We start from the raw sequence: 24,217 nt of genomic DNA, 5'->3' as shown, positions 1-24,217 counted from the left end.
AATCCTGAAGTCCTGCCGAATTGGTAGGACTTTTTATTTTATAATTGTTCGATATCGGACATTTGGCGTCCGATTATGAACACTGTTTCTTTCAAAAACGCTGTAATTTTTTAATATCAAAGCTATTCCCCTCCATGGTATAGATATTGAAGCCTAAAATCATAAAAATCAAACAAATGATATGAAGAAGATTCTTTTATTAATGCTTTTACCTCTGGCTGTTTTTGCTCAGTCTAATAAATTAACCAAAGCAGACAAAATTTATGGTTTGTCCAAATTTTGGCAGGAAGTAAATTATAACTTTGTTTATTTAAACAAAGTTGACCGTGCTCAATGGGACAGCACTTATAAAGCACTGATTATTTCTATTCCGGAAACCAAAACCGATTACGATTACTACCGTGAAATGCAGCGGTTCTGCGCAATGTTAAAAGATGGGCATACGAATATTTACATGCCAAGCGGTAAAGATTTTGAACCAATGAATACCATGTTTGGCAATTATCGCTTCTTTATCGAAAATGTAGAAAACAAAGCGATTATTACACATGTTAATCTCAGCAAAAAAGATGAAATCCCTGTTGGTAGCGAGGTTATAGAAGTGAATGGAAAACCAACCGCCAAATACATAGCCGAAGATGTTGCTCCATACATATCTTCGTCAACCAATTATGTTTTACAAGACTGGAGTATAAGTAAATTACTGCAGGGACTTGAAGGAAGCCAGTTCGAAATTAAAATCAGGAAACCAAAGGGTCAGATTTTGACCTTAAAACTCACTCACAAGCGTACAGAAGAAAAAGAGGTTTTTCCTGCGTTCCCTGCAGAATCACCCCTGCTGGATTTTAAATGGTATCCTAATAAGGTGGCTTATGTTGCACTGAATGCGTTTGATGATCAAAAAATAGATTCTCTTTTTATCACTAAACTGCCAGAATTATATCAGGCAAAATCAATAATAATTGATTTGAGAAATAACGGAGGGGGAAATACAGGCATTGGGAGTTACATCTTAAAATACTTAACCAATGATAGCCTACTTTATGGCTCCCGCTATTCTACCCGACAATTAAGCTCGGCTTTTAAGGCCTGGGGAAAATTTACCTCAGCAAAAGATACTGCAAATAATGAATGGAACAAAAAGGCATTTTTAACCTATCAGGATAACTATTTTTATAATTTAGATTACCGTCCATTGAAAAATCAACTGTTGGCAAAGCGCATCGTGGTTCCTACAGTTTTACTAATTGGCCATAATACAGCCTCTGCAGCTGAAGACTTTTTGATTTACGCAGATAACCAAAAGCATATGACCAAAATCGGTAGGAATTCTTTTGGAAGTACGGGACAACCATACATGTTTGATCTGCCTGGCGGGGGAAGTGCAAGGATTTGTACCAAAAAGGATACCTATCCGGATGGACGTGAGTTCGTAGGCTATGGCGTAAAGCCTGATATCGAAATAATTCCAACGGTGAAAGATTTTATGGCCAATAAGGATGTGACTCTGGATGCTGCGATTGATTACCTGACTAAAAAGAAAAAATAGGCAAATTATCAATCCCTTGAAGTCCTGCCAAATTGGTAGGACTTTTTTTATATTTATTGCCGATGAAAATTTACCTGATTATTCTGCTTTCTGTTTTTTCCTTAGCCGTATTTGCGCAAGATGTCCCAGTTAAATGGGCCACACAGGAAACTTTCTTCGAAGATTTAAAGGGTAAAGATTTACCACCTTTTAATGGTTTAACCATTAATAAGAAGCCGTTCTCCAATGCCGATTTAAAAAATCAGGTCGTGGTAATTAATTTTTGGTTCGAAAAATGCCCACCCTGTATAGCCGAAATGCCCGAATTAAACAATTTGGTGGCTAAATATGGCAAAAAGGCGGTAAGGTTTATCGGGATTACTCATGATAGCCCAGCCAGTGCCAGACGATTTCAAAAAAGAAACGGTTACAGGTACGAAATTGTATCGCTGAGTAATGACGGAATCCGGAAGCTGAATATAAATCATGGTTTTCCATCGAATGTGCTGGTAGGAAAAGACGGAAAGATTATCTATGCCATGGCCAATATTTCCTTTTCTGACCCACAGTTTAAAGCTAAATCGATACTTTTTGAAGAGCAGTTAAAGGCTGTGGTAGAAAATTAACGGCCAATGGCAACCTGTCATTTCTAACTTGGCATATTAAATACTTATCTTAGTTTAAGATGGGCTTTCATCTCACCCCGATCTTATTTCTATGGATTTAAATAAAAATTTCAGGCCTTTTGTTAGCTGTGCTGCTGTTGTTGTATGGTTTTCCCTGGCACTTCAGTTCTCTGTAAGTTTACAGCTCTTGAATAATGATTATCCAACAACAATTAAAGCGTTTTTATCGTACTTTACAGTATTAACCAATATTATTGTTGCCATTTGTTTTAGCCGTTTATCTTTTGTTAAACAGGTTGAATCAGGAAATTTATTTACCCAAGCACCTGCATTAACGGCCATAACAGTTTATATTGTAGTAGTAGGACTAATTTACAATATCATGTTGCGTGGTTTGGTGTTGCCTGCTGGTTTGCCTGCGAGGTTAGCTGATGAACTTCTGCATGTGGTAAACCCTTTAATCTTTTTATTATTCTGGGTTTTCTTCGTTAAAAAATCAACGCTTCAATACAAGCAATCAATCAATTGGCTGGCTTATCCGTTTATTTATGTAGTATTTATTGTGGTTAGGGGTTACCTGATTAATAAGTATCCCTATCCATTTATTGATGTGGTACAATTGGGTTATCCAACCGCCATTCTGAATGCAAGTGTGGTTATGCTTATCTTCTGGCTTTTATCCCTCTTATTTATATTTATAGGGAAGAAAACCTGAAACTTAAAGAACATATTCGTCATTTATAGGTTTAACGGGGCCCGGAATTTCGTCTTCTTCGAGCATTTGCAAAAGGTTGATCTCTATCGTGCGGGTAATCTGGTTAAGTGGAACACCTGCCGAATTGCTTTCGAAAGGGTTAATAAGGCTCATTCCATTAATCTGTGTAGATACAAATACGAAACCGATTAACCAGCCTAAAAAGATGGCTGCGGGTCCTGCATCCTTACTGATAACGAGGGTAAATGTAACCACAAACAACCAGATAAATACTTTGGTGAGATAGGTATAGGTAGTGGGGAATATGGTGTTTTTGATGCGCTCGCTCATACCCATCGAATCGGAAAATCTTGTCAGCATCTCATTGATCTCAATAAAACGGAAGCCATCAACTGCATTTGCTTTTGATAACTTTTGTAAATCTCTCGATTGAATGTTTAACAGGGCATTATGCTTATTGTTATGTTTTTCTATTTCTTTTAAATCCGCTTCGGGTAAGTATTTGGTATAAATCTCATCTACAGCGTTTCTTAAACTCGCCTTTAAGGCATATAAGAAGGCAATATGCCTGTAAACCATACGTTTTACACTTTCTTCATCCTCATCAACATAATTGATCAATGCCCTTGCAAAAGAGCGCGAATCGTTCACCAAAGCACCCCATATTTTTCGGGCTTCCCACCACCTGTCGTAAGCCTGGTTATTGTTAAAACCAATAAAAAAGGCAATGGCCGTACCTAAAACTGTTGGAATAATGGATGGAATGGAGAAATGATGCGCTATTAAATATTCGCGCACAAAATAAGCTATAGTACAAGAGGCAATCATGATCAGATCAACCTGCCATGTATTTCTTAAAATTCTACTTAATCTGATGTTCTGTATTAAAAGCATATAATCTAATGGAAAATGAATTCGTTACGGATGAAAATACAAAACTAAAGCCGAAATGTTTGGTCTTGTAACAAATTAAATGGCAAACAGTGCAGGTTGCCGTTTATGATTCAAATGTTTATCTTGGGAAACCAAATATCCTATTTCTCATGAGCGAAACTTTACCCAGGAACAATATTTTTAAAGTAATCGGTGCATCATCTTTAGGCACGCTGATTGAATGGTATGATTTTTACATTTTTGGTAGCCTTGCGGTTATCATTGGCCATCAATTGTTTCCAGAAGATGCAGGAGCATCTGCCTTAATTAATACCCTGGCTATTTTTGCGGCAGGTTTTATTGTTCGTCCGTTTGGTGCATTGGTTTTTGGCAGGCTTGGCGATTTAATTGGCAGAAAATATACTTTCCTGCTCACTTTGGTGCTCATGGGCGGATCAACATTTTTTATCGGCTTAATCCCCTCTTATAAAAGCATCGGTTATGCTGCCCCAATTTTGGTTTTAATATTAAGGCTAATACAGGGCTTGGCTTTGGGTGGCGAATACGGCGGTGCCGCAACTTATGTAGCAGAGCATGCACCAAAAAACAAACGTGGTTTTTTTACCAGCTGGATCCAGACTACTGCAACACTGGGTTTGTTTCTTTCGTTAGGCATTATCGTCATTACGAAAAATATTTTAGGGGCAGAAACATTTGGCAACTGGGGCTGGAGAATTCCCTTTCTGTTATCGATAGTATTGGTTGTGGTTTCGATTTATATCCGCATGAAAATGCACGAGTCGCCTCTGTTTTCTAAATTGAAGGCCGAAGGAAATATCTCAAAAAATCCACTTAAAGAAAGCTTCAGCAACAAAGCGAATTTTAAAATGGTATTGCTGGCTTTATTTGGTGCTACCATGGGGCAAGGGGTAATCTGGTATACGGGACAGTTTTATGCCCAATCTTTTTTAGAAAACACCTGCAAACTGGATTTTAACGATTCGAGGTATATTTTACTTTGGGGAATTGCCTTTGCAACACCATTTTTTGTGGTATTTGGTGCCTGGAGCGATAAGGTTGGCAGGAAGTGGATTATGCTTAGCGGGATGCTATTGGGGATTCTTTTTTATCGCCCTATCTATCAAATATTTTTGGATGATACCGATTATACCAAAATTGAGCAGGCTGATATTTTATCTGCTGCCCCGGCTCCGGTAACTTCTGTTTTAATTGCGAACTCCACTGATAGTTTACGTACGGCTTCCACTAAGGTAACGCTTAAAAATGGCGCTACTTTTAACAGGGTACAAACCGATACGGTTTCTGCAACAAAAGGGATCCTCTTGGGCAAAGAAGTAATAAAAGACAAAGTTTTGCCTGCACCGGTGTTCTGGAAGTTTATTGGCTTAATCTTCTTCCAGATTTTGCTGGTAACCATGGTTTATGGGCCAATTGCGGCGTTCCTGGTTGAGCTATTTCCCACTAAAATCAGGTACACTTCCATGTCACTGCCTTATCATATCGGTAACGGTGTTTTTGGTGGGCTTGTGCCATTTATTGCAACATTAATTGCAAGTTTTTCGGGAGCTACACCATTATCCGGCCTTTGGTATCCGATAGGCATAGCGACTTTAAGCTTGCTTATTGGCGCAATTTATTTATCAAATAAAAGAGATGAAAATATTAACGATTAGATAATATGAATACCTTAAAGAAATTTTTAGGCTTGGTTTGGATGGTTTTAGGGCCATTAACGATGACATTTTTGTTTATTCAGGCAGTAGATAAGGTGGGCCTGACCCATACAGATATAGAGCGTACCAATACTATTCTGCAATGGGCAATTATCCTGTTTATATTCCTCCCAATTAGTTTGGGACTGATGATATTCGGCTTTTATGCGTGGAAAGGTGAATATGACCACTTGCCGGAAAGTTCTGAAGAATTGTAACTTATACTTTCATTTGCAGGTATTTTTTCCTTAATCTGCCTGATGACTGATGTTTTTTAATTCGTTATAAACCAGCTGTGCAATTGCTTTGGCGCCTTCGGGCTGGAAGTGGGTATTATCTTTTAGCCCTTTTGGATAAGCTTGGTATTTCGCCGGGTCTAAATTCATAAAGAAATATTTACTTACAAATTCATTTCCTTTTGTAGTAAAAAAATCTGCTGAAAGTGAAGTAAGATCGATAATGGCTACGTTGAGCTCCTTAGCCACATCTTTTACCGCCTGCGGATATTCGCCATGGGCGCTGCCCAGTTTGCCATCTTTCCATGGATAATTACGTGTAACCGGCGTAATGAGGATTGGAAAAGCTCCTTTTTCTCTTGTTTCTTTCACATACAGCCTTAAAAAATCTTTATAACCTGGAATATCAACATAGCGCTCGGGTTTATCTTTGGCAGCATCATTATGCCCAAACTGGATTAATACCAGGTCATTTTTTTGCAGGGTTGACAAAACTTCTTTCCACCTACCCTCTTCAAAAAAAGTACGGGTGCTCCTGCCGCCCTTTGCTTTGTCGATAACTAAAGCGCTGTCACTTTTAATCAGCCTGTTTAATTTTTTTAAGCTATCTTTTGTTAAAAACTGTTGAAAAACTTGCTCCCAGCCTGTTAGGGGATACTTTTTCTGCAGATAACCTTCATCAAGTGTATAATCTGCTACAGTAGAATCGCCGATTAAATATACTTTAACGGGTTTGGGTTTCATAATGAAAGACATCAGGAAAACAGAGCAAAGGATTGCGATAAGGTATTTATGATTTTTCATTTTTACTAATTTAACGGTTGTACGCGGAACCAATCATATTCGGCAATTCCTGAGTCGTTTGTCTGGGTATCTCTTATGGCAAACAAGCCTATTTTAGCCCCGATCCATTGTCCTGCCGTGGCCTGAAATTCATCGCCCACATTAATGAAATTTACGCCATCTTCACTATAAAGGAATTGACATTTTGCACCTGCAGAAACTTTTACACGAAAGTAGACCAAGCCCGATTTTAGCCTTACAATTTCTCTTTCATTTTCTGCTTTGCCCTTGTCAGCACTTTGGCCAAGGCCGTACACCAGGTATAGCCCATCTTTTTTGCTCTTAATACTAACCTGCGCATAACTTCTTCCCATGATTACCAAACCCGTTTTTTCATTTTCTAATTTTGGATTGGGTTTAAACAGGAGCTTAGTGGTTACCATAAATTCATCGGCGGGAAATTTCTGCATCAACAGATTTGGAACATCCCAAAGGTTTTTAGCTTCATCAGGAATTTTTGAAGTATATAATTTCAATAAACCACCAGTAGCATCGGTAAATAACCAGGTGGGCTGCGGGTTAGCCTGCCATTGCCATTGCAAACCCAGCTGCGCTGTACTAAATTCATCACTCTCAACTGGTGTTTCGATTGGGTAAACCTTACCCACATTTGGCTTTTTATAGCTGATAACGGGTTCGCCTTTTCCATCGCCATTTCTATCAATACCGATAACGGGCCAGTTATTTATCCATTTCATAGGCTGCAGATGGATTACCCGGCCATAAGCATCTTTATCCTGAAAATGAAGAAACCAATCTTCGCCTGTTTGAGTATTTACCCAAGCCCCCTGATGAGGACCATTTATCGCAGATTTTCCCTGGTCCATCACGATTTTTCTTTCGTATGGGCCATAAATATTTTTACTTCTCAAAACCAATTGCCAGCCTGTTGAAACTCCTCCGGCCGGTGCAAACAGATAATAATAGCCATTGCGTTTATAAAATTTTGGGCCTTCGATAGTTGGATCTGATTCATGCCCATCATACACAATCCTGCCCGTTTCCGTCGCTTTTGAGCCATCGTTAGTAAGTGGCATAATGGCCACTACGCTTTTAATGCCTGCACGGCTGCCTGCATAAGCATAAGCCAGGTATGCTTTGCCATCTTCATCCCAAAACGGACAAGGATCAATCAAACCTTTACCAGCCATAACCAATTTTGGTGCAGACCACTCCCCTGTTATGGTTTTTGCTTTCGTTAAATAAATGCCAAAATCGGGATCCGGGTAATAAATGTAAAATTCGCCGTTTCGATAACGGATGCAAGGCGCCCAAACACCATTTCCGTGTTGTGTTTTTTCGAAATGCTCAAATGGAGGCTGACGTTTTAAAGCATGACCGATTATTTTCCAGTTGACCAGATCTTTCGAATGCAGAATTGGCAAGCCGGGTATGGCATCGAAGCTTGAAGCAATCATGTAAAAATCGTTACCTACCCGGATGGCATCAGGATCAGAATAATCGGCATTGATTATCGGGTTCTTATACATTCCGTTGCCTTGATCGGCAACCCAAACTTTAGAAATATATGGGTTATCGGATCTTTGTTGAGCAAATGCATTTATACCAAGGCTTAAAATTAGGATTAAACTATATAGATATTTCACTTTGTATGTTTTTTTAAATATTTGGTTAGTAATGGCTTATGAGTAAGGTGCTGAAGCGAGTTCAGCACGGTACCTCCCGGCTTGCTAACAAGATTAAGCCTTTTTTTATTTTCCGGCAAGTGGTTATTGTGCAATCGTTCCCGACATCGTTTGCAATGATTAATTTCAAAAAAACTTCCTTCTGACGGATATTAATGTTTAAAATTGTTCATCATATATTTTAAAAATACGGCTGCGTGAATAAAGTTTATACTTTACGTGGCCGATTTTAATTTAAGCCTAACCAAATTGATATGAAAGCAATCAGCCTGTTTTTACTCTTAACGATTTCAGTTGTTGCAAATGCCATAGACGTTAAACCCGATTTTATTGTGGCTGCAGATGGAAGCGGAAACTTTAAAACGGTGCAGGAAGCGATACATGCTGTACCCGATTTCAGAAACAAAACGACTATAATATTTATCAAAAAAGGCATTTATAAAGAAAAACTAATTCTGGCCGCCTCAAAGAAAAATGTAAAACTTGTTGGGGAGAACTTAAATGAAACCATTTTAACTTATGATGATTACGCGCAGAAGAAAAATATATTTGGCGAGGAAAAAGGTACTTCGGGTTCGTCAAGCTTTTATATATATGGCGAAGGTTTTTCTGCCGAGAACATTACTTTCGAAAATTCATCAGGCCCGGTGGGGCAGGCTGTTGCGGTTTGGGCCGGGGGCGACAAATTAATTTTTACCAACTGCAGGTTTTTAGGCTTTCAGGACACCCTTTACACCTATGGAGGTAATAACCGCCAATACTATAAAAATTGCTACATAGAGGGGACAGTCGATTTTATTTTTGGGGCATCTACGGCCTGGTTCGAAAGCTGTACCATTTTTTGCAAAAAGGGTGGTTATATTACAGCGGCATCAACTGCCGATACAACAAAATTTGGTTACATATTAAATAAATGCAAAATCAAAGGGGACGCTCCTGCCAATAGTTTTTACCTGGGGCGCCCCTGGAGGCCTTATGCCAAAGTTGTTTACCTCAAATGCGAACTCCCTGATTTTATCCGTGCCGAAGGCTGGAACAATTGGGGTAAAGAAAGCAATGAGAAAACAGCTTATTATGCAGAATATAAAAGTACCGGAAAAGGTGCCGATCCAAAGAACAGGGTAAAATGGTCGCACCAATTAACAGATACAGAATACAAGGATTATATTTTGGAAAACGTTTTCCGTGGATGGGATCCGGAATTGAAATAAATGGGTTAAATAGCTGATATTCAGTTGTTAGTTGCTTGTTTTTGGCGGCCTTTTTGCCTTGTTTTCCGGTAACGATTGCATAGATTTCTCTTCTGTTTTAGCCGCAAACAACGTACACTTGTTATTATAATAACCAAGTATAATTAACAGTGCAATTAATGAAATATATTTCTGGTGGGCTATTCCCTATTAAAGTTGCTCTCACATGCTTAATTCTGTCTGCAGGATCTGCCATGGCACAACAAAAGCAAAGCTTGCCCTTTATTCAGCAGGTTAAATTTAAAAACGATACAACGAGCATCACCAGCTTTGGAGCAAAAGGTGATGGCATTACCTTAAATACTGAAAGTATTAATAAAACCATCGCAAGTGTTAGCCAAAAAGGCGGAGGTGTGGTATTAATCCCGTCAGGTTTGTGGTTAACCGGTCCCATCGAGTTAAAAAGCAATGTTAACCTGCACCTAAAACGCGATGCCATTCTTCAGTTTACAGCCGATTTTAACCAGTATAAACTGGTACAGGGAAATTGGGAAGGACAGCCTGCGTGGCGGAACCAGAGCCCCATTTCTGGTGTAAACCTTGAAAATATTGCCATTACGGGAACGGGTATCATCGATGGCAACGGGGGTGCCTGGCGTATGGTTAAAAAAGATAAACTTACCGAAACACAGTGGAAAAATTTGCTTGCTTCTGGTGGTGTAGTCAGTGCTGATGGAAAAATGTGGTACCCCTCCGAAAAAACCGTTAAAGGCTCGAATACTAAAAACGCAGGGGTGATAGAGGCGGGCAAAACCGCTGCAGATTATGAAGATATCAAAGATTTTCTCCGTCCGAATTTGTTGGTCTTAACTGGCTGTAAAAAAACACTTTTAGAAGGGGTTACCTTTCAGAATTCGCCGGCGTGGAATTTACACCCTCTACTTTGCGAGGATTTAACCTTAAGAAATTTACAGGTAAAAAATCCCTGGTTTGCACAGAACGGAGATGGTGTTGATGTAGAATCGTGTAAAAATGTACTGATAGAGGGTAGCACTTTTGATGTGGGCGATGATGGGATTTGCATTAAATCTGGCCGTGATGAAGCTGGCCGCAAACGGGGTGTGCCTACAGAAAATGTAATTGTTCGGAATAATGTTGTTTACCACGCGCATGGCGGTTTTGTAATCGGAAGTGAAATGAGCGGTGGGGCAAAAAATATATGGGTGTACAACTGTTCTTTTATCGGTACGGATATCGGCCTACGTTTTAAAACGACACGCGGTCGAGGCGGGGTGGTCGAAAATATTTACATTAATAACATCAATATGATCGATATTCCTGGTGAAGCGATCCTGTTTGATATGTATTATGCTGCTGTTGACCCGGTTCCTTTGGCCGGCGAAAAACGAGAAGCGATTAAAACGGTTACTGTTCCTGTTACAGAAGCCACACCCCAGTTCAGAAACTTTTACATTAAAGATATAGTGGCCAATGGTGCAGAAAAAGCAATATTTTTTAGGGGTTTACCAGAGATGAACATCAAAGATATAAACCTGGAAAATGTAACCATAAAGGCCAAAAAAGGTATCGAAATTATTGAGGCCGCCGGCATTTTCCTGAAGAACATAAACGTAATTACTGATAATACCAGTCCGGTGGTAACAATCAGGAACGGTTCACGTATTAATATCAGCAATTTTAAATACCCTGACGGCAGCAAGGTACTGTTTGACGTTTCGGGCGAAAAATCAAAAGAGGTAAAAATTAGCGGAACCGATGTTTCCAAAGCAAAAAAAGCCTCTGTTTTAGGTGCAGAGGTAGATAAAAAAGCACTGGAAATTTCAAAATAACAGCATCATGAAGCAATCGATCATATATACGGTAGCAACGCTTATTGGTTTTTCCATTTTAACAAAAAGCGGATTTGCCCAAAAGAAACTATCAGAACAGTTAACCCTAACTGCGATGGAAAAACTGTTTCAGGATACTACGCTGTTAAAAGGTGCCAAAGGCCCCAAATGGACCTACGATATGGGTGTAGTGCTGGAAGGTGCTGCAATGGTTTGGCGCAATACCGGCGACGGGAAATATTTTATGTACATCCAAAGTTCGATGGATGCCTACCTGGATAAAGAAGGCAATATTTCTACCTATAAACCAGATGATTTTAATATTGATAATATTAAAAATGGCCGTTCATTAATATTGTTGTACCAAGTTACCGGACAGCAGAAATACCTGCTGGCGGCAACCAAATTATACGATCAGCTACAAAAACAGCCGCGTACAAAGGAAGGTGGTTTTTGGCACAAGAAAATTTATCCGAACCAGATGTGGCTGGATGGTTTGTACATGGGCGAGCCATTCTATGCAGAGTATGCCAGGTTGATGAAAAAGGACGCTGCTTTTGACGACATTGCCCGGCAGTTTATCCTGATGGAGAAAAATGCCCGCGATGCTAAAACAGGATTACTTTATCATGGTTACGATGAAAGCAGAACAGAGCAGTGGGCCGATAAAAAAACAGGACGCTCACCAAATTTTTGGGGCAGGGCAATGGGCTGGTACATTATGGCTTTAGTAGATGTGCTGGATAATTTTCCGGCAAACCATCCGCAACGGAAAGAATTAATTGCCATTTTAAACCGTACGGCAACAGCGGCGGTAAAATACCAGGATCAAAAATCAGGCGTTTGGTTCGATATTTTAGATATGCCCACCAGAAAAGGAAATTACCTGGAAAGTTCGGCATCGAGCATGTTTGTATATGGTTTGGCCAAAGGCGTGCGTAAAGGCTGGTTAGCACCATCATTTATGGCTGCTGCAAATAAAGGTTATGCGGGTTTAAAGAAAGAATTTATAGAAAAAGCAGGCGATGAAAGGGTAAACCTCACTAAAACAGTTTCCGTATCAGGTTTGGGCGGAAAGCCTAAATACCGCGATGGAAGCTTCGATTATTACATTAGTGAAAAAGTAATCACAAACGACCCAAAAGGTGTAGGTGCGTTTATCTGTGCAGCTTCCGAAATGGAAATAGCTCAACTGCCAAAACCCGCTAAAGGTTTAACGGTTACTGTTGATAATTTCTTCAACAATGAGTATATGGTTGGTCCTACCGGAGATAAAATCCCCTTTCATTACCTTTGGGAAGAAGACGATAACAATGGATTCTCTTTATTCGGAAAAGTATTTAACGACGCTGGTGCAAAAACCAATACGCTTAAAGCTGCTCCAAATGCTACAAATTTAAAAGGGACTAATATTTATATTATTGTAGATCCGGATACCGAAAAAGAAACAGCAAATCCCAATTTTATGGATGCTGCACATGCCAGGGAGCTCAGTGAATGGGTAAAATCAGGAGGTGTTTTAGTGCTGCTCTTAAACGATGCGGGTAATTGCGAAATCTCGAAATTTAACATCCTTCCCGAAACTTTCGGAATTCATTTTAATGAAGATAGCCGCAATAAAGTTCAGGGAGCAAACTTTGAGCAGGGAGCAATAAAGATCCCTGAAGGAAATTCAATTTTTAAAACAGCCAAGAAAATATATATCAAAGAAATTTCGACCATCGTGGTGAAAAGTCCGGCTGTTTCTGCTTTAACCGATAAAGGAGATGTGATTGTTGCAACGGCAAAATATGGTAAGGGAACAGTGTTCGCGGTAGGCGATCCCTGGTTTTATAATGAATATATCGACGGTAGAAAATTACCGGCAGATTTCGAAAATTTTAAAGCCACGAATGATTTGGTAAACTGGTTGATTAAGCAGGTACCGGGTAAGAAGTAAGATTTAACCACAGATAAATAATGGTTGGTGGCGACCTGAACCATCGTGTAAAATAAAAATAGCGGCCTGTAAGGACATAGGCCACTGAACAAACAAAATGATGAAAATAAAAATATTGTTAACCCTAATCTGCAGCACTTTATTACTATCGTGTTATGCACAACAGCCTACCGATTCTACAGCAGATAAAATGCTTGTTTATCAATTGGGTAATGGTGGCTGGCCTAAGCAATTGGATGATAAAAGCGTGGTTAACTATGGTGCAGCATTAACCCCTGAGTTATTGGCCAAAATAAAAGCCACTAAAGATTTACACGCCACTTTCGATAATAAAGCCACCAGCAGAGAAGTGGTTTACCTGGTAAAAGCGTATAAAAAAACACAGAACAAAACTTATCTGGCTGCTGCTGAAAGAGGCTTGGATTATATTTTATCGGCACAATATGCCAATGGTGGCTGGCCACAATATTATCCCGATAAAGCTTTTTACCGGGCAGAAATTACTTATAATGATGATGCGATGATCAATGTGCTGAATATTTTACAGGATATTGCCACGCAAACAAATGATTTCGAAGTGGTAAACCCGCTTTATATCAAAAAAGCAGAAAAAGCAGTTTCAAAAGGTATCGAATGTATTTTAAAAACACAGGTAAAACAAAATGGTGTTTTAAGTATCTGGGCAGCACAGTATGATAAAGATTCGCTATTGCCTGCAAAAGCCAGGGCATTTGAGCCAGCCTCGCTCAGCACGAGCGAATCGGTAGGCATTGTCCGTTTTTTAATGCGGTTGAAAAATCCTTCTGCAGAAGAAAAGAATGCAATCAATGCTGCGGTAAAATGGTTTGATACCTATAAAATTGCCGGTTATCGTTTCGACAGGCCGAGTGATCCTAAAACCAATATTAAAGTCGCGGCTTTGGTTGCTGATCATAACGCAAATACCTGGGCACGTTTTTATGATCTTGATAAAAACACCCCGATTTTTGGCGACCGCGACAATTCAATTAAAACAAAATTAGAAGAATTAAGTCCCGAAAGGCGAAACGGGTATGCCTGGTATGGCAATTGGGGGCAAAAATTAATTGAAAAAGATTACCCGAAATGGTTAGCTAAGGACGGAAAATAAATAAATTGTAAATCGTCAAAAGGAAATTATAAACTCACTTGGTACCTTAGTGCCCTGATGCTCAAACAATATTACCAATGATCTTAAACAAAGAAAATTTAAAAAACATTAACGGCAACAACGTTACAAAACCTACGATCGAAATTTTAGCCTTACCTGAAAAAGTAATCCAGTTTGGAACCGGTGTTTTACTGCGTGGCCTTCCAGATTATTTTATTGATAAAGCCAATCAGAAAGGGATCTTTAACGGACGTGTTTTGGTGGTTAAATCTACCTCAAAAGGTGGTGCTGACGAATTTTCGAAGCAAGACAATTTATATACCCTTTGTGTTAAAGGCATTGAGAATGGGCTTACCGTTGAAGAAAATTCAATCAATGCTTCTATCAGCCGGGTTTTATCCGCTTCACAAGATTGGGCCGAAATTTTAAAGGCAGCACACCGGCCAGAAATGCAGGTAGTCATTTCGAATACCACTGAAGTTGGGATTGTTAAAAGTGAAGATAAAATTACCGATAATCCGCCACAATCTTACCCCGGCAAATTATTGGCTTTTCTGTACGAAAGATACCAGGCCTTTAATGGATCAGCAGAAAGCGGTATGGTGATTGTGCCGACAGAATTAATCAGTGATAATGCAGATAAACTGAAAGAAATCCTGATTGATCTTGCTATTCAGAACAAATTGGGGTGGGATTTTGAAAATTGGTTAACAAGTGCCAACCACTTCTGCAAAACTTTGGTTGATCGTATTGTACCGGGAAAGCTTCCGGTAGCAGAACAAAAAGCCATCGAAAGCGAATTGGGTTATGAAGACGAACTTATGATCATGGCCGAACCTTTCAGGCTGTGGGCGATTGAATCATCGAACGAAAAGGTTAAAGAAATCTTATCGTTTGAAAAGGCAGATAAAGGTATTTTTATCGTGCCATCTATCGATAAATTTAAAGAGTTAAAACTCCGTTTGCTTAACGGCACACATACCATTAGCTGCGGATTGGCCATTTTAGCAGGTTTTAATACGGTAAAAGAGGCTATGGCGGATAAAGATTTCTCTGCCCATGTGTTAAGGTTGATGAAAGATGAGATTACGCCGGTTGTAGTTAATGAAGATATTAGCCATAATGAAGCAATTGCCTTTGCAGAGAGTGTAATTGACCGTTTCAGTAATCCTTTTTTAGAGCATCAATGGCAGGCCATTACTTTAAACTATACTTCTAAGTTGCAGATGCGCAACATGCCGCTCATCAGGGGCTATTATGCTTTAAAAAATGAAGTTCCTCAACTTACCGCCTTAGGGGTAGCCGCTTATATTGTATTCATGAATGTAAGTAAAGATGGCGATACTTACACCGCCAGTGCGAACGGAAAAACCTACCCTGTACAGGACGAATTTGCCGAAGTGTTATACGAATACTGGAAAAATCCTGAAAGTGTGGTAGATAATACTTTGGGTGACAGGCGACTTTGGGATAAAAACTTAAATAATTATCCTGGCTTTAATGCGGCAGTAAAATCTTATGTTGATTTATTACAGAACAAGGGTGCAAAAGAAACTTTAGGTAACTTGCATTCAGAAAGAACAATTTAAATGGTAACTAGAATTTTAAAAATCCATCCTAATGACAATGTCCTTGTTGCTTTGCAAAACCTGGCAAAAGGAGAAACCATTATCCACGATGGACAGGAGTATACCCTTCAGGATGACATTCCGGCCAAGCATAAATTTTTTATGCAGGATATGAATGTGGGCGATCACATCATCATGTATGGTGTACTGGTGGGCAAAGCGCAGCATTTTATTTTAAAAGGAGGTTTAATGGATACCGAAAATACCAAACATGCCTCCGATCCTTACGAGTTCCGTCCGTATCATTACGAATGGCATGCACCTGATGTTTCCAAATTTGAGGGTAGAACCTTTAATGGCTACATTAGGAATGATGGCCGTGTTGGAACCGCAAATTACTGGCTCTTTATCCCAACCGTATTCTGCGAAAACCGTAACCTGGATGTAATCCGCGAAGCTTTGCACAACGAGTTGGGTTATGCTGTAACCGATAAATACAAATCATACGCCCACCAGCTGGTAGAGGCTTATAAAAATGGTGAGATCCTGGAAGAAGCAGACCCAAACTCTATCGGAATAACCAATCCATCAGCCAACCGTGTTTTTAAAAATGTAGATGGGATTAAATTTTTGAACCATCAGGGTGGTTGTGGCGGTACCCGTCAGGATGCCGCTGTACTGAGTAAACTTTTGGCTGCTTATGCCGATCATCCCAATGTGGCTGGCGTAACCGTGTTGAGCCTGGGCTGCCAAAATTTACAGGTTAAAGATTTTATGGACGATTTAAAACAACGTAGTCCGAATTTTGATAAACCCTTGTTTGTTTTTGAGCAGCAACAATCGCAGAGCGAGGAGCAGCTGGTAAAAGAAGCCATCCGTAAAACTTTTATCGGTTTAACTGAAATCAATAAAATTGAGCGCCAGCCGGCACCCTTAAGTAAATTGGTTTTAGGCGTAAAATGTGGTGGTAGTGATGGTTTTAGCGGTATCAGTGCCAATCCGGCCGTAGGTTATACCTCCGATTTACTTGTGGCTTTGGGCGGAACTGTGCTTTTGGCCGAATTTCCGGAGCTTTGCGGCGCCGAACAACAATTAATAGACCGTACCAAAGATGAAACTGCTGCCCGTAAATTTATCCAGTTGATGACGGCTTACAACCAGGCTGCAGAAAATGTTGGTTCGGGTTTTTTTATGAATCCATCACCTGGAAATATCAAAGATGGCTTAATTACCGATGCCATTAAAAGTACCGGAGCGGCTAAAAAAGGCGGAACCTCACCCGTAGAAGATGTTTTGGATTATACCGAACCTGCAACAAAACCTGGCTTAAACCTGGTTTGTACACCTGGAAACGATGTTGAGGCTACCACTGGGAAAGCGGCATCGGGGGCAACCTTGATTTTGTTCACTACTGGCTTAGGCACGCCTACCGGGAACCCTGTTTGTCCGACTATTAAGGTATCAACCAATAATGCCTTAACCAAACGTATGGGCGATATTATCGATATCAACTGTGGTCCGGTAATCGAAGGGGAAAAAACAATCGAACAAATGGGAGAAGATATCCTGGAATATTGCATTAAAGCAGCCAGTGGCGAAGTAATCCCCAAAGCCGTTTTACTTAACCAGGATGATTTTATACCATGGAAACGCGGTGTGAGCCTTTAATTAAGTCGTGGTTGGTGTCTGCACTGACTACAACGATTAACTTAATCCTAATTCCGGCTTGTGGAGACACCAGCCGGAAACAGAAATATTAACCAGATATGACCATAACAGCTTTCATATCGTACATCTAAACCATAGCATGAAACCTTTTTTAGACGAAAATTTTCTTTTGGAAAGCAAAACTGCGGAGAAACTTTACCACAATTTTGCCAAACCATTGCCCATTATAGATTACCATAATCACCTCATCCCGGAGCAAATTGCTAATAATACCCAGTTTGCCAATATAACACAGGTTTGGCTGGCCGGCGATCACTATAAGTGGCGTGCCATGCGTGCCAATGGTGTTGATGAAAAATACATTACCGGTGCAGGATCTGATTTCGAGAAATTTGAAAAATGGGCAGAAACCGTCCCGTATACTTTGCGTAATCCATTATACCACTGGACACACCTGGAGCTGCAACGTTATTTTGGCATAACCGACCTGCTTTCGGGTAAAACTGCACAGAAAATTTACGATGAATGTTCTGCTAAACTGCAAACACCAGCATATTCGGTTCGGGGTTTATTAGCCAAAATGAATGTAGAATCGGTTTGTACAACCGATGATCCTTTAGATAGCTTAAACTTTCACCAGCAATTGGCAAGAGAAGGTGTTAACCTTAAAATGTTGCCTGCTTTCCGTCCGGATAAGGCCATGAACAGTGATGATATTGAAGGTTTAAATGAGTATATAGACAAATTAGAAAGTGTTGCCGGTAAAACCATCAGCAGCTTTCAGGAGTATATCGATGCATTGAAAAGCCGCCACGATTACTTTGCAGATAATGGCTGTTCAGTTTCTGACCATGGTTTAGAGCACATTTATGCTGAAGACTATACCGATGCTGAAATTGCCTCAATTTTTGATAAGATCCGCAGTAAACAAAATATTTCATATGAAGAAAACCTGAAATTCAAATCAGCGATGCTGGTCTATTTTGCAGAGTGGGATCACGAAAAGGGCTGGGTACAACAATATCACCTTGGTGCGCTGCGCAACAATAATGCCCGTATGCTAAGGCAATTGGGCCCGGATACCGGTTGGGATTCGATCGGCGATTTTAGCCAGGCCCGCATGCTTTCTAAATTCCTAAACCGATTGGATAACCAGGATAAACTGGCCAAAACCATTATCTATAACCTTAATCCTGCCGATAACGAACTAATTGCTACCATGATCGGTAATTTTAACGATGGCTCGGTTGCCGGCAAAGTTCAGTTTGGCTCGGCCTGGTGGTTTTTGGATCAAAAAGATGGCATGATTAAACAGTTAAACGCATTATCTAACATGGGGCTTTTAAGCCGCTTAGTAGGTATGCTTACCGATTCGCGCAGCTTTCTTTCATTCCCCCGTCACGAATATTTCAGAAGGATTGTTTGTAACCTGTTTGGAGAGGACATTGAGAATGGCGAATTACCTAACGACCTGGAATGGGTTGGCAAGATTGTTCAGGATATTTCGTACTTTAACGCAAAAAATTACTTTAAATTTTAACCAAAATCAGGCTTTCACGAAGAATTTCATTGGATTCAACGCATTTCAAACGGTTTACTTCCATTTTTATACTGTTGCAGAAAGCAGCATGAAAAAAGCTGATTATTTACAAAAATGAGTACCCAAATATTCGATTCATCAAAAAAAGGAAAAAAAGTTTTAAGCTTTGGTGAAATACTTTTGCGCATCTGCCCTGATATGGATGGTGCATGGTTAAAAGAAAATAAACTTCCATTTTATGTTGGCGGCGCAGAGCTTAATGTGGCTACCGCACTGGCACTTTGGAATGTTCATTCGGCCTATTTATCAGCGGTGCCCGATAATTCGGTCACCCGCGAAATTGTTGATTATCTTAATGTTCGTAATATTGATACCACGCCAATGGTTTATCATGGTGAGCGTTTGGGTTTATATTATCTCCCAAAAGGAAAAGACCTTAAAAATGCCGGTGTAATTTACGATCGTGCCAATTCGGCCTACGCTGATTTAAAAGTTGGGCAGATTAACTGGGATGAGGTTTTTAAAGATGTAGCCTGGTTTCATTTCAGTGCAATATGCCCTGCTATCAACCAATCTATTGCCGATGTTTGCCTGGAGGCTTTAAAAGCAGCAAGCGAACGGAACATTACTATTTCCCTTGATTTAAATTATCGTGCCAAGCTTTGGAAATACGGTAAGGAACCGATTGATATCCTGCCTGAACTGGCACAATACTGCACTTTAATTATGGGCAATGTATGGGCGGCCAATAAAATGCTGGGTACAGCGCTTCACCCTGATTTGTTGCAAACAGAAGGCTATGCAAAAGAAACGTTACTGCAACAAGCCACAGATACTTCTAAAGAAATATTAAGTTTGTTTCCAGTATGTAAAGCTGTTGCCAATACTTTCAGGTTCGATCACGGCAAAGGTATCCGCTATTATACTGCTATTTATACCGAAGGCGAACTAACGGTTTCTGAAGAGTATGTTTCAGAAGAAATTTTAGATAAAGTGGGTAGTGGCGATTGTTTTATGGCAGGCCTGATTTACGGTTTTTACAACCAGTTATCGGCTAAAGAAACCTTAAATTTTGCCACTGCGGCAGCTTACGATAAATTATACATTCCAAGTGATGCTACAACCAGTACCGTAGCGGATATAGAAAAAAGAATAATACGCAATGATTAGCAATAAGCACAAAATTTTAGACGCCATTTTAGAGCAGGGCATGTTACCGCTTTTTTACCAGGATAGCGAAGCAGGTAGCATCGAAATATTACGCACGCTGTATAAAGCAGGTGTACGTGTTTTCGAATATACCAATCGTGGTAAATCGGCTTTGCCAAACTTTAAAAAACTAAAGGAAGTACGCGATGCCGAAATGCCTGATCTTTATTTGGGTATCGGAACCATTAAAACCCCTGCCGATGCAAATGCGTTTATCGAAGCGGGGACTGATTTTATTGTGGCACCGATTGTAAATCCGGCAGTTGCCGAAATTGCCAACAAAATCGGAATGCTTTGGATCCCGGGATGCATGACACCGACCGAAATCAGCGTAGCTCAAGAACACAAGGCCATGCTGATCAAAATTTTTCCTGCAAATATTTTAGGCCCTGAGTTTGTTTCATCTATAAAAGATCTTTTCGCCGGCCAGTTATTTATGCCAACTGGTGGGGTGGAAATTAATGCCGAAAACTTAAAAACCTGGTTTAAGGCGGGCGTTTGTGCAGTTGGTATGGGCAGTAAATTAATTAGCAAAGATGTAATGAGCAAAGGCCTTTACGACGAACTGTACGAAAATACCCAACTGGCGCTCGACCTCATTAAACAAAGTAAGTAACCCCCAATCCTTAACCCCACCTAACCAAAATGAGCCAAACCAAAATGAGCAAATTCAGATGGACAATATGTACGCTGTTATTTGTTGCAACCACGATTAACTATTTAGATCGACAGGTACTCTCCCTTACATGGAAAGACTATTTTGTTCCTGAATTTCATTGGACAGATAGCGACTATGGAACCATTACGGCACTGTTCTCTCTTTTTTATGCCGGATCGATGTTGGTTGCCGGACGTTTTGTTGATTGGATGGACACCAAGAAAGGTTTCCTTTGGGCTATTGGAGTTTGGTCAGTTGGTGCCTGTATTCATGCTTTTTGCGGTATTGCCACTTCGGGTATTATTACCGGTACCTGGGCCATGAGCTTTGCAGGGGCAAAACAGGCCTTGTCTACGGTTGGTAACACTACATTAATTCTATCAACCAGTCTTTCGCTCTTTATTTTTGCCCGTTTTGTACTGGCCCTGGGTGAGGCCGGAAACTTTCCGGCTGCCATTAAGGCTACTGCAGAGTATTTTCCTAAGAAAGACCGCGCCTTTGCCACCAGTATTTTCAATGCAGGAGCAACAGTTGGTGCTTTGGCAGCCCCTGTTACCATTCCGTATATAGCCGATGCTTATGGCTGGGAAATGTCATTTATTATTATCGGGGTCCTGGGTTTTATCTGGATGTTTTTTTGGATTTTACTTTATGGCAAACCGGAAAGCCACTCGCGCGTAAGTAAAGCCGAACTGGCTTATATCCAGCAGGATATTGTTGCGCATGAGCAGGTTGTCGAAACTGTTACGGTGGCCTCGCCGGTAAAAAAACTATCATTTTCAGATTGTCTTAAATTTAAACAAACCTGGGCCTTTGCTTTTGGTAAATTTATGACTGATGGTGTTTGGTGGTTCTATTTATTCTGGTCGCCGGCCTACCTGAAAGATATTTATAAAATGAGCGGTACCGAAAGTGCTTTTCCGCTTTTTGTCTTATACGTAATTACCTTGTTGTCTATTATAGGAGGTTGGCTGCCATCTTATTTTATCGGCAAGAAAAACATGAACCCTTACGATGGCAGGATGAAAGCCATGCTCATTTTTGCTTTCTTCCCGCTGTTGGCTTTACTCGCGCAGCCATTAGGTCATTACAGCTATTGGTTGCCTGTAATTATTATTGGTATTGCAGGTGCCGCGCACCAGGCCTGGTCGGCAAATATATTTACTACTGTAAGTGATATGTTCCCTAGGCAAGCCATTGCTACCGTAACCGGAATTGGTGGTATGGCAGGAGGCTTAGGTTCATTTTTCATCAACAAAGGCTCAGGGGTACTGTTTACCTATGCCGGCGATACGCAAATGACTTTTATGGGCTTCCAAGGTAAAGAGGCTGGTTATTTTATCGTTTTCTCTTTCTGCGCAGTGGCTTATTTAGTGGGCTGGACAGTAATGAAAACCTTAGTACCGAAATACAAAGTAATAGAACTAGAATAAACCAAGGGCTGATGTTAAGGAATAATTTTCTGGTCCCATCAGTCTTTTTATTAAAACGAATCTATACTTAAACTATGGATTTAACATTAATTTAACCCTAACAACAAATTAAAATTGAGTACAACGCTAAACCTCGAAAGTATTTTCGTTGAAGAGAGCCAGATTCCAGATGAATTTAGGCTTGCGGAAGAAATCAATCAGAAAGAGTTCCTTTCCAATGGTGAAATGAAACCCTGGAACGGACCTTTTAACGAAGTTTTTTCTCCGGTATGTATCAGAACTCCTGAAGGTTTAAAACGAAAGCGGATTGGTAGTTTCCCGGTATGTACCGAAAAAGAATCGACAGAAGCATTAGATGCTGCCGTAGCTGCTTATGATAATGGCCGCGGACAATGGCCAACCATGAGCGTGGCTGACCGCATTGCCTGTGTAGAAAACTTTACCCATAAAATGATTGAGCAAAAGGAAATTGTTGCCAAACTCATTATGTGGGAAATTGGGAAATCGTATGCCGATTCGGTTAAAGAGTTCGATCGTACTGTTGAATACATTTATGCAACAATTGATGCGTTGAAGGATATTGACAGACAATCTTCACGTTTTGAGATAGAGCAGGGAATTGTGGCCCAGGTGCGCCGTTCACCGCTTGGGGTGGTACTTTGTATGGGACCATTTAATTATCCTTTAAACGAAACCTTTACTACCCTGATCCCGGCTTTGATTATGGGCAATACGCTTTTATTCAAACCACCTAAACATGGTACTTTATTACACTATCCTTTATTGGAGGCTTTCCGTTCGAGTTTCCCTAAAGGTGTGGTAAATACTATTTATGGGCGTGGCAATACGATTGTTCCGGGTTTAATGAAATCGGGAAAAATTAATGTACTTACCTTAATCGGCTCAAGTAAGGTGGCCAATGAATTGAAAAAACTGCATCCTAAAGTAAACCGTTTAAGGGCAATTTTAGGTTTAGATGCAAAAAATGCAGCCATCATCACCAAAGATGCCGATCTTGACCTGGCGGTTTCTGAAACTGTTTTGGGATCACTTTCTTTTAACGGACAACGTTGTACAGCGATAAAAATCGTGTATGTACACCGAAGTTTAGCACAGGAGTTTTTAAAACGCTTATCTGCAGAGGTAGAAAAACTGAAATTCGGCATGCCTTGGGAAAAAGGAGTAAACCTTACACCGTTGCCAGAGCTGAACAAACCGGAATATTTAAAAGACTGTATCGATGATGCCGTTTCGCACGGCGCAAAAGTGGTAAACAAAAATGGTGGACAAACTTTAGAAACTTTTGTTTATCCTGCCATTGTTTACCCGGTAAACAGCAATATGAAACTATACCGCGAAGAGCAATTTGGTCCGATTGTGCCGGTTGTGCCTTTTGATGATCTGGAAGAGCCTATTGAGTATTTAATTGGTTCGCCACATGGTCAGCAGGTGAGTATTTTCAGCAACAATGCTGCGGTAGTTTCTTCGTTAATTGATCCTTTGGTTAACCAGGTAAGCCGTGTAAATATCAACTGCCAATGCCAGCGCGGGCCAGATGTATTCCCTTTTACCGGCCGTAAAGACAGTGCTGAAGGAACACTTTCTGTAGTAGATGCACTGCGTTCATTCTCAATCCGTTCTTTAGTGGCAACAAAATTTACTGATGATAATAAAAAGCTATTAAACGAAATTGTTAAAGGAGATGATTCGAACTTCTTAAGTACGAAGTATATTTTTTAAAAAATAAGTTAATAAACAAGCCGCAGAACATAGGTTTTAATCTTTGATTTTGCGGCTTTTTTATTTTGCGCTCAGATCGTCATTTTCGTGCAT

The 24,217-nt window shown here is 40.2% G+C and carries 19 protein-coding genes; 16 read left to right on the top strand and 3 right to left on the bottom strand.

All coding sequences use genetic code 11. The annotated features are described in order from the left end of the window. The first annotated feature begins 181 nt into the window (after positions 1-181). The 3 genes from ACFSR6_RS20340 to ACFSR6_RS20330 all read left to right on the top strand — a co-directional run bounded on the left by ACFSR6_RS20340 (position 182) and on the right by ACFSR6_RS20330 (position 2,869). Positions 182-1,549, top strand: a complete 1,368-nt coding sequence (locus ACFSR6_RS20340; protein WP_379082360.1) for a S41 family peptidase — start codon at positions 182-184, stop codon at positions 1,547-1,549. A gap of 62 nt (positions 1,550-1,611) precedes the next feature. Next, positions 1,612-2,154, top strand: coding sequence for a TlpA family protein disulfide reductase (locus tag ACFSR6_RS20335; protein ID WP_379082358.1), 543 nt, complete (start codon positions 1,612-1,614; stop codon positions 2,152-2,154). A gap of 91 nt (positions 2,155-2,245) precedes the next feature. Next, a complete protein-coding gene (locus ACFSR6_RS20330) occupies positions 2,246-2,869 on the top strand; it encodes a Pr6Pr family membrane protein (protein ID WP_379082356.1) in 624 nt (207 codons plus the stop codon). A gap of 3 nt (positions 2,870-2,872) precedes the next feature. On the opposite strand, the gene ACFSR6_RS20325 is transcribed toward ACFSR6_RS20330, so the two are convergent. After that, positions 2,873-3,763: a bestrophin family protein gene (locus tag ACFSR6_RS20325; RefSeq protein WP_379082353.1), complete on the bottom strand. Its 891-nt coding sequence runs from the start codon at positions 3,761-3,763 to the stop codon at positions 2,873-2,875. Positions 3,764-3,912: 149 nt separating this feature from the next. On the opposite strand from ACFSR6_RS20325, the gene ACFSR6_RS20320 reads away from it, so the two are divergent. Beyond that, positions 3,913-5,436 (top strand): MFS transporter, encoded by a 1,524-nt coding sequence (locus tag ACFSR6_RS20320; RefSeq protein WP_379082351.1) that lies wholly within the window; start codon positions 3,913-3,915, stop codon positions 5,434-5,436. Between the two features lie 5 nt (positions 5,437-5,441). Continuing rightward, positions 5,442-5,693: a DUF6814 family protein gene (locus tag ACFSR6_RS20315; RefSeq protein ID WP_379082349.1), complete on the top strand. Its 252-nt coding sequence runs from the start codon at positions 5,442-5,444 to the stop codon at positions 5,691-5,693. Between the two features lie 30 nt (positions 5,694-5,723). Here the strand turns inward: ACFSR6_RS20315 and ACFSR6_RS20310 are convergent, their stop codons facing one another. Continuing rightward, the gene (locus ACFSR6_RS20310) at positions 5,724-6,515 is read right to left on the bottom strand and encodes a rhamnogalacturonan acetylesterase (protein ID WP_379082347.1); all 792 of its coding nucleotides are present in this window, start codon (positions 6,513-6,515) and stop codon (positions 5,724-5,726) included. Positions 6,516-6,520: 5 nt separating this feature from the next. Further along, positions 6,521-8,161 carry a glycoside hydrolase family 43 protein gene (locus tag ACFSR6_RS20305; RefSeq protein ID WP_379082345.1) on the bottom strand — a complete coding sequence of 547 codons (1,641 nt, stop codon included), beginning with the start codon at positions 8,159-8,161 and terminating at the stop codon, positions 6,521-6,523. A 293-nt stretch (positions 8,162-8,454) separates the two neighbouring features. On the opposite strand from ACFSR6_RS20305, the gene ACFSR6_RS20300 reads away from it, so the two are divergent. The 11 genes from ACFSR6_RS20300 (at position 8,455) to ACFSR6_RS20250 (ending at position 24,124) form a co-directional block, all read left to right on the top strand. Then, positions 8,455-9,411, top strand: a complete 957-nt coding sequence (locus ACFSR6_RS20300; protein WP_379082343.1) for a pectinesterase family protein — start codon at positions 8,455-8,457, stop codon at positions 9,409-9,411. 158 nt (positions 9,412-9,569) lie between these two features. Continuing rightward, entirely contained in the window at positions 9,570-11,240 is a 1,671-nt protein-coding gene (locus tag ACFSR6_RS20295) for a glycoside hydrolase family 28 protein (protein WP_379082341.1), read from the top strand. A gap of 7 nt (positions 11,241-11,247) precedes the next feature. Beyond that, a complete protein-coding gene (locus ACFSR6_RS20290; RefSeq protein ID WP_379082338.1) occupies positions 11,248-13,179 on the top strand; it encodes a glycoside hydrolase family 88 protein in 1,932 nt (643 codons plus the stop codon). Positions 13,180-13,276: 97 nt separating this feature from the next. Beyond that, positions 13,277-14,308: a pectate lyase gene (gene pelA / locus ACFSR6_RS20285; RefSeq protein WP_379082335.1), complete on the top strand. Its 1,032-nt coding sequence runs from the start codon at positions 13,277-13,279 to the stop codon at positions 14,306-14,308. Positions 14,309-14,385: 77 nt separating this feature from the next. Then, positions 14,386-15,897: a tagaturonate reductase gene (locus ACFSR6_RS20280; RefSeq protein WP_379082332.1), complete on the top strand. Its 1,512-nt coding sequence runs from the start codon at positions 14,386-14,388 to the stop codon at positions 15,895-15,897. Further along, positions 15,898-17,544 (top strand): UxaA family hydrolase, encoded by a 1,647-nt coding sequence (locus tag ACFSR6_RS20275; protein ID WP_379082329.1) that lies wholly within the window; start codon positions 15,898-15,900, stop codon positions 17,542-17,544. It abuts the gene before it with no gap. Positions 17,545-17,683: 139 nt separating this feature from the next. Further along, positions 17,684-19,084 (top strand): glucuronate isomerase, encoded by a 1,401-nt coding sequence (uxaC, locus tag ACFSR6_RS20270; protein WP_379082326.1) that lies wholly within the window; start codon positions 17,684-17,686, stop codon positions 19,082-19,084. A gap of 114 nt (positions 19,085-19,198) precedes the next feature. Further along, the gene (locus ACFSR6_RS20265; RefSeq protein ID WP_379082324.1) at positions 19,199-20,254 is read left to right on the top strand and encodes a PfkB family carbohydrate kinase; all 1,056 of its coding nucleotides are present in this window, start codon (positions 19,199-19,201) and stop codon (positions 20,252-20,254) included. After that, positions 20,247-20,909 (top strand): beta/alpha barrel domain-containing protein, encoded by a 663-nt coding sequence (locus ACFSR6_RS20260; RefSeq protein WP_379082322.1) that lies wholly within the window; start codon positions 20,247-20,249, stop codon positions 20,907-20,909. Before ACFSR6_RS20265 ends, ACFSR6_RS20260 begins: the two co-directional genes overlap by 8 nt. Before the next feature lie 29 nt (positions 20,910-20,938). After that, on the top strand, positions 20,939-22,384 hold the full coding sequence (locus tag ACFSR6_RS20255; protein ID WP_379082320.1) for an MFS transporter: 1,446 nt from the start codon (positions 20,939-20,941) through the stop codon (positions 22,382-22,384). A 114-nt stretch (positions 22,385-22,498) separates the two neighbouring features. Beyond that, positions 22,499-24,124 carry an NADP-dependent glyceraldehyde-3-phosphate dehydrogenase gene (locus ACFSR6_RS20250; protein WP_379082317.1) on the top strand — a complete coding sequence of 542 codons (1,626 nt, stop codon included), beginning with the start codon at positions 22,499-22,501 and terminating at the stop codon, positions 24,122-24,124. Positions 24,125-24,217 lie beyond the last annotated feature (93 nt).

This window comes from Pedobacter vanadiisoli (assembly GCF_042684385.1).
Taxonomy (GTDB): Bacteria; Bacteroidota; Bacteroidia; order Sphingobacteriales; family Sphingobacteriaceae; genus Pedobacter; species Pedobacter vanadiisoli.
Note: the sequence above shows the minus strand (reverse complement) of the source record. Positions and strands in the feature narration are given on the sequence as shown.